Here is a 7379-nt window from a genome sequence, read left to right on the forward strand (position 1 = left end):
CAAACAGTGTAGCACAGCAAGTCAAATGTGCAGCAATGGTGGTAAAATAAATGGCTTTTAACAACATCCTAGTTCCATATGATGATTCAATTTCGTCTTTACGTGCTTTCAATAAAGCCATTGAATTAGCTAAACAACATAACTCTCACATCAAAGTAGTGAGTTGTCTTGACATTGGGAATTTAGGTGGGTGGTATATTGATAAACGAATCAACAAAGACATCATGAGAAAGGCAAAAAAGATAACAGAAGATCTGTTTTCTAAGTTAGAGGGCATCGCAAAAAAGAACATGGTGTCAATAGAGTTCAAAATTATAGAGTCAAACAACACTGTAAAATCAATCATAACATTTACAAAATCTAAACACATTGATCTTGTGATTATGGGGTCTTCTGGCAGAGGTAATTTTGATAAAACATTACTTGGAAGTGTGAGTAATGGAGTCATGCAAAAAGCAAAATGTCCAGTTTTAATCATTAAAAATTGATGTTGTCATAGTAATTGGGTAATTTTTTGTTCATAGAGATTATTTTAACACTATAATTGAACATTAGTGCTTCCAGACTGTTCATAGTGAGGATATGTAAATAGGGGTTGACCTGAATAATTTAATCATTGAAAGAAGTAATCGAACCACGGCATTTAGAACCACACCTAAAGGAATCTAGCGCAATGAGGGATTTTGTATTTGGATTTGGGGATGGAATTAACACCTCACTTGGCATTGCAGCTGGGGTTGGGGGCGCTGATGTTTCAGCCAACATAATTATTCTTGCAGCACTGGTAGGAATGTTTACCGGTGCAAAGGCGATGGCAGTACAAAACTATCTTGCAGTAAAAACACAAAGACAGTTGTTAACATCTGAAATTGCACGTGAAAAATGGGAGATTGAAAATAAACCAGATGATGAAAGAAAAGAGATTAGAGAAATTTATGAGGCAAAGGGATTTTCAGGAAAGGATCTTGACATGGTTGTAGAGAAGATCACTTCGGACAAAAAAGTGTGGCTTGAAACAATGCTGACAGAAGAGCTGAATCTGAACTTGGAGATTGTAGGCAGTCCAATAAAAAGCGCATTGAGAATGTTTGTGTCTTTTCTGATCGGAGGACTATTACCCATATTGCCTTTCTTTGTTTTCTCGGGTCTTGATGCCCTTTTTGTTGCAATAGGAATTAGCATTTCTACATCTTTTGTAGTAGGTGTAATCAAATCAAAGATGTCAAACACAAACAAATTGATAGGCGGATTAGAAATGGCAGGGCTTGGGACAGGAGTAGCCCTTATTGGTTATGGCATTGGAAGTGAGTTATCCAATCTAGGAATTATTAATTTTTAGTTATTTTTCTTTAAACTCTTTTTTTAATTTTTCCAATGATTCCAAATATTCTTTTTTCATAAGATTTTCAGGAATGGTTTTATTGTTCTTGTTTTTTTGTGTTGTTTTTACTTTTTTAGATTTATTCATATTACTTTATGTCCTCGTTACAAACATTATGTAGATATCACTTATAGTGTTTAGATGTTGGTAGTTATGAATAAAAAATAAAAAAGAAAGCGCGCTTATCTTAAGCTATACAGATATCGATTACTGTATGTTGCGCTATCGTTCCTGAATTTGTGACTGAACCACCACATTGGTTGAATATTTCACCTGAGTTTGTGATTGTGTTACTGTTGGTAAATAATCCTTGATTTAGGATTATACCGACATTCTCAACAGGACCACTATTGGTAAATGTACCAGTTGTCATGATTGCACCTTTGTTAGTAAGGTTCAATGTGTTGGTAAACACACCGCTGCTAGTCAGTATAGCATTCGATGTCACTAGAATGGCACCAGAAGATGTAATTGTACCAGTGCTAGCCATGTTACCGAGGTTTGTAATAACACCTGTTGGACCATTAGTGATTGTTCCAGAGGAGATTAGTTCACCATAATTCTGGAATGGTCCACTGTTTGTTATTGTACCTGATACACTATCAATAACGCCGTTATTGATTACCTTACCAGATGTTGTGATTACACCACCACTTGCGATGTTAATTTGTCCGTTATTTTGGATTGTACCGCTGCTAGTTAATGTTCCAATGTCAAAATTGACACCAGTTCCAACTGTTAGTTTGTCAGTTGGACCAACTACTAGAATTCCAACTTTACAAGTTGAAGTAACAGAGTTCCATGTTCCACCAATTGCTGGAGATTCACAGGATCCTTCATTAGTAACTGTAGAAACTAATGCTGCTGCATCTTGAGCAGAAAAAGCTAAAACAGAAACTAATGCTGCCAATACAGGAAGTATTAGAATTTTTTTTGTTTTTGTCATAATTTCATAATGGGGTTTAATGTATTAACCAATGCTGACATGAATGAATGTTTAATGAACAAATGCGGAAGTATAGTAGACGTATTGGTAAGTGTTGCAAACTAGTTAGTTAATTTTTGAAATTATTTTTGCAAAATCCTTTCCATTTTTAGTTAAAGAGACATTAATTTTGTTATCATCTATAGTAGATTCAACAAGGCCCTTTTTCTCCATCCAGACAAGATGTTTTGCAAGTCTTGCATAGTTTAGTTTGGTATCAAGTGCCAACTGAGTTTTTCCTCCAGAGGAATTTTCAGTCATGAATTTTACAATACGCATCAGAGTTTTCATACTTGGATCAAAGGTCGGTACTAGAGATTTAGTTTTTAGAATTTCCACTACTTTAGGATTGACGCTTTTACCCAATTACTGAAACCAATTACTTATGAGAATTACGGCTTATAATCTGTATCATAATAGACAGGCATAGCAAGTCTACAGTTTGAGAGATAGTTTGCTTTTGGCACTAATTGCAACAATACTCATAATTGAAACTATCAGAATCATCATTGCGATTGTTCCAAATTCAGGAACCACGTTAATCTCAAGCGATTCTCCATGAGGTCCCGTCAGAGGAATGTTTGTTCCAATACCTTGCAGCGTAATCTTGATGTTTACATTATCATTACTAGGTAATGCATTTGTAAGATGATCTCTAATACCAATTTGTTGATTAACCATAGTTTCATCCAAAACAACTTGGCCATTTTGAGTGACTAAAATGTCATAATTTAGATCAGTCAGCTCTTGTCCATTTTTGTCGGTAAATCGCACATTGATTGTCATGTGTTCTCTTTCTACAGGTTCTGTAGATGTAACTAATATCCAAGTGGAACCATCATCTGAAACAGTTTCCATTTTTATCATTGAACCCAAATGATTTGAACCAAGACTAAGGGGGGATGGGACTATTACTTCTTGGGCATAAACATCTACACTGAAACTAGATAGAAGAAACAACGAAACGATCACTATAGAAAATCCATAAGTGAAACTCATTTTCTTTGTGTGTATTTTAGATGATGATAACAATACATTATCTTGAGTTATAGAGTATTAACCAATGCTGACATGAATGTATGTTTAATGAACAAATACGGAAGTATAGTAGACGTATTGGTAAGTGTTGCAAACTAGTTAATTAATTTTGGAAATTAAAACTAATTTTGTTTTAAATTCATGGATTCTATTCCTTATTGAAACAGTACTCATATTGGTAACTGCTGCCACTTCTATTGTAGATTTTAACCTACTGTAATTACACATGCTGCATAAATTACAGATGTTGCCATAATTTCCGGATTTTTATCAGCGATAATTCCTGTATCGTGGGCTGCAGTTAAAAGTTGTGTTGCTTTATGAATTGTTTTTTCAAATAATTTGATCTTGTATGCTCTATCATTATGTTATGTTGTTCTATTTATTTCAGATTAACTCTTCCAAATGAGATTTTTCATGTTCACGAACTTCATCAAAAGTATACGATGTTCCTGTCCAATGAAAATCACATTTACTACATTGATATTTCATTTTATTTCTCAAAACACCTACAACCACAATCAAACATACCAGCTTTTCCCATACATTGATCATGATGTTGGTTATAACATTTATTGCAGATAAGCATTAGTTTTCCATCTCCACATAAAATTGTTCATGCTCTCGTACTTTATCAAAAGTGCACAATATGCTTTCCCACTCAGAATTATATTTTATACATCGATATTTCATAATTGTTTCACTTCAGATTGATTAGACCTATTCATGTTTTGCTTTTGCATTTGCAGCAGCAATTATCTGGGTTTTACAATAACCTAATTTCAGTTTTTTAATTATTTTTTTGAACATGGTTTTGTTATTATTATCACGGATATATACTGGCGTAATTTTTATATTTCATGCCTAAATTCCTATATATTTTTTTAATTAACTATAAATTTAAATCCACTAATATATATTAAAGACAATACTCTATATAGTATGGAAAATAAAGAAACAAACCCAACAATTGTAGTAGTTAACGATGACAAAAAAGAAGAGTCAAAGAACGATGACTCTACTAAATCAGACAAATAGAATTAACACACTATCCCATCTTTTACATGGGTCAAAATAATTTCAAAAATTAAAAACAGCAAAAATATGAATGCAGCTTTGAAAATTAAAAAAAATTAATATATTTTTATAAAGATTATTCTTCAATCCACCAATAGTGTTTTTCTTGTATGTTGTGATGTAAAAATATGTGGAATGTTTTTTTAAGATAATTAGATACTTTAGAATTCATTAATCTGATATTTCTTTTTTCCAAACATTGCATGCAGGACATCTATTTGTCATATTTTCTCCCATTTTCTTCAAGAACACATTGCCACAATTATTACAGGCTTTCAAATTGTCAGTTGTTATCATGTTATTACTACGTCTTTCTTACTTAAGTACTAGCGTATTTTTTGAACACGGGTTAATAAGGCAGAATGACGTAATGGTATTATGAACACAATACCCTCTTACCGTCAGAAAATATGCACAGATTGTAAGAGAGTTAATTGCCAAAAAGGGTGTAATTGTGACTGTCATTGGGAGCCTTAAAGAACAATTTGGCACATGACATGGTTACTCAAAATACTTGTTCTCACGATGCAAAAGTCAGAATGGCAGGACTCAGGAACATGTATGAATGTACAAATTGTCATAAATTCATCCCCATTGTTGAATCAAAATAGATTGCATTGTTAGCATACCACATATGCAAAAAAATTTTCAAATATTATTGCATAATATGCAGTATAATGAGAAGCCATCGTTCTGCGTCGTAGAGTGATTGGTTTGGAAAACACATCATGTCAGATTTACGTCCTGTGACCAGTGTTTTCCATGTATCTCATTGGTTTTTTTAATTTAGATTCAATTCTTTAGGACGAGAGGTTATTTAGTGAGATAAGTACTGGGATCTAACCAGCACCTCATCTTTTTGCTAACTATAGACATAGCAAAATAAAATTCCTACAAAAATCTATTTTGCATATAAACAAAAGTGAAGAGGGTTTTAACGGATTAGACAAAACTCGATGGAAGTATTTGAAATTACAGAATTGTTTCTTTAAATATCTAAATCAAGAGATTGTTATGTTGGGATTAAGAGAGCTAGATCTTAAGGAAGAATACAGGTCAGATAGGGATGATATTGTTTCAGAATTTTTCTTTCCTTGTCTAAGCAATTGCATAGAATACGACAGATGCGTCGATTTTTTATCAATTCACACACTAGCAAGAATATCCATGGCATTTGATAATTTTGCTGAAGGTAAAGCAAAATTAAGAATGGTGACAGGTCATAGATTTAGAGCATCGGAATTAGATTTGCTTACAAAACTCTTTTCTGAGAAAGAGGTGAAATTATTCAATAGTAAATTGATTAAAGATTCTAAAATAAACAAAGTGAAAAGTATCATAGATAACGGACAAGTAGAGATAAAGATTGCAATTCCAAATTCAGAACAGATATCAGATTCATTCTCAGAAAGAATTGGAATTTTTAGAGATGAACATGATCAAACTGTTGCATTTACGGGTACCTCAAGAGGAACTGTTCCCACTCAAACTAGAGATTTTGAATCAGTAGATGTTTTTACATCATGGAATGATCAATCACGTGTTGAAAGAAAGATGAAAGATTTTGAAGACCTTTGGCAAAACAAAACAAAATACGTTGAGGTATATGATTTTATGTATGCAGAAAAAAACAATCTTCTAAAGTATTCATCTGAATGGATAATGCATGATTAGATATCAAGGGGTTCTTCTAATCCAGATTTGTTTTCATTAAAGTTCATTCTATTAATTTTATAATAGATCACTTCACCACGTCTCTCAATTACTGCAATAATTGGTTCTTTTCCCATTTGAGTAATCTCTTCAACCTTTTTCTGAAGAATTCCCATCTTTTCTTGTTGTCCTTCATTAAGACCAAAGACTAGAAACTTTGCACCTTTTTCTCCAAACTGTCCTCTCTCATAAACTCTAAAATCGGAACCAAAGCCAAATCCATCTTTTACAACATACCCTCTATTTCGAAGATCACGATAAATCAGAAATTTAGTTAATATTTCAGAGTCAATTTTTTGGCAGAGGCTCATAAAAGAATCAAAATCAATTTGTTTTTTTCCTTTCTTGAGAATTAGTCTTTTAGTGTATAGTAGATAAAGAGATTCAAACGGTTTTAGAAATAATTTTTCTTTTTCAATATCCCCAAATCCCTTAAGATCTAATTCATGTATCATGGCCTGATCAGTGATACAGACTTGATCTGAAATTAAATCACCAGTCACAAGAGGAGTTTCTTCCATAGTAAAGAGAAAATCAATGGATTTCCATATAAGCATTGGAGAACAGAGACAAGTGCTCGACTAACCGTTAAAATATGGGTTTTCTGGCTTGAGGGTATCATGCATGGTGCAAATTACAGAGACGGACATGGACAAGTGTTTACTAGAAAAGAATACATCAAAGGTAAACCACAGATTAAAATTGCAAAATTTCAAGGTGGAAAAAGGGCAACATATGAACACTGTGTTCAATTATTACTAAAAGAGAAATTACAGATTCGACATATGGCAATTGAATCAGCCAGATTAGCAGCTAACAAAACCCTGGAGAAAACAACTGGAGAATCAGGTTATTATTCAAGACTTAGAATTTATCCACATAATCTTCTTCGAGAAAATAAACAGATTGCAACAGCAGGTGCAGATAGAGTTTCAGAGGGGATGAGAAGATCATGGGGTAAAGCAACTAGTTTAGGAGCCAGAGTCAAACAAGGACAATGCATTATGGAGATGTTTGTCAATGGCGATGCCCACTTACAAGCTGCAAGAAAAGCACTTCAAGGAGCTTGCGTAAAATTACCAGGAACACCATTAATCAAAGTGATTGAATGGAATAAAGCATCACCATAAATTCTCTAAATCAGATTTCTTGTTTTTAATAAATTCTAAAAATTCATCAAATTCT

The 7379-nt window shown here is 33.1% G+C and carries 10 protein-coding genes; 4 read left to right on the forward strand and 6 right to left on the reverse strand.

The annotated features are described in order from the left end of the window. Positions 1 to 50: 50 nt before the first annotated feature. On the forward strand, positions 51 to 488 hold the full coding sequence (locus tag BD31_RS06480) for a universal stress protein (protein ID WP_008300249.1): 438 nt from the start codon (positions 51 to 53) through the stop codon (positions 486 to 488). A 128-nt stretch (positions 489 to 616) separates the two neighbouring features. Then, positions 617 to 1339, forward strand: coding sequence for a VIT1/CCC1 transporter family protein (locus BD31_RS06485; protein WP_008300229.1), 723 nt, complete (start codon positions 617 to 619; stop codon positions 1337 to 1339). Here the strand turns inward: BD31_RS06485 and BD31_RS11035 are convergent, their stop codons facing one another. The 5 genes from BD31_RS11035 to BD31_RS10095 form a co-directional block, all read right to left on the reverse strand. Next, entirely contained in the window at positions 1340 to 1468 is a 129-nt protein-coding gene (locus BD31_RS11035) for a hypothetical protein (RefSeq protein ID WP_008300243.1), read from the reverse strand. It lies immediately after the preceding gene. A gap of 100 nt (positions 1469 to 1568) precedes the next feature. Then, the gene (locus BD31_RS06490) at positions 1569 to 2327 is read right to left on the reverse strand and encodes a hypothetical protein (protein ID WP_008300240.1); all 759 of its coding nucleotides are present in this window, start codon (positions 2325 to 2327) and stop codon (positions 1569 to 1571) included. 105 nt (positions 2328 to 2432) lie between these two features. After that, the gene (locus tag BD31_RS06495) at positions 2433 to 2732 is read right to left on the reverse strand and encodes a winged helix-turn-helix domain-containing protein (protein WP_048097533.1); all 300 of its coding nucleotides are present in this window, start codon (positions 2730 to 2732) and stop codon (positions 2433 to 2435) included. 69 nt (positions 2733 to 2801) lie between these two features. After that, positions 2802 to 3326: a PEFG-CTERM sorting domain-containing protein gene (locus BD31_RS06500; protein WP_238536089.1), complete on the reverse strand. Its 525-nt coding sequence runs from the start codon at positions 3324 to 3326 to the stop codon at positions 2802 to 2804. A gap of 465 nt (positions 3327 to 3791) precedes the next feature. Further along, complete coding sequence (locus BD31_RS10095; protein ID WP_158641232.1) at positions 3792 to 3959, reverse strand: hypothetical protein; 168 nt, start codon at positions 3957 to 3959, stop codon at positions 3792 to 3794. A gap of 1539 nt (positions 3960 to 5498) precedes the next feature. Here BD31_RS10095 and BD31_RS06505 point away from each other — a divergent pair. After that, a complete protein-coding gene (locus BD31_RS06505; RefSeq protein ID WP_048097535.1) occupies positions 5499 to 6155 on the forward strand; it encodes a phospholipase D-like domain-containing protein in 657 nt (218 codons plus the stop codon). On the opposite strand, the gene endA is transcribed toward BD31_RS06505, so the two are convergent. Further along, positions 6152 to 6715, reverse strand: coding sequence for a tRNA-intron lyase (endA, locus tag BD31_RS06510; RefSeq protein ID WP_008300237.1), 564 nt, complete (start codon positions 6713 to 6715; stop codon positions 6152 to 6154). The genes BD31_RS06505 and endA overlap by 4 nt on opposite strands. Before the next feature lie 99 nt (positions 6716 to 6814). Here endA and BD31_RS06515 point away from each other — a divergent pair, with 99 nt between their 5' ends. Next, positions 6815 to 7324, forward strand: a complete 510-nt coding sequence (locus BD31_RS06515) for a 50S ribosomal protein L16 (protein ID WP_008300227.1) — start codon at positions 6815 to 6817, stop codon at positions 7322 to 7324. Positions 7325 to 7379: the final 55 nt, after the last annotated feature.

It is taken from the genome of Candidatus Nitrosopumilus salarius BD31, from assembly GCF_000242875.2.
Lineage (GTDB): Archaea > Thermoproteota > Nitrososphaeria > Nitrososphaerales > Nitrosopumilaceae > Nitrosopumilus > Nitrosopumilus salarius.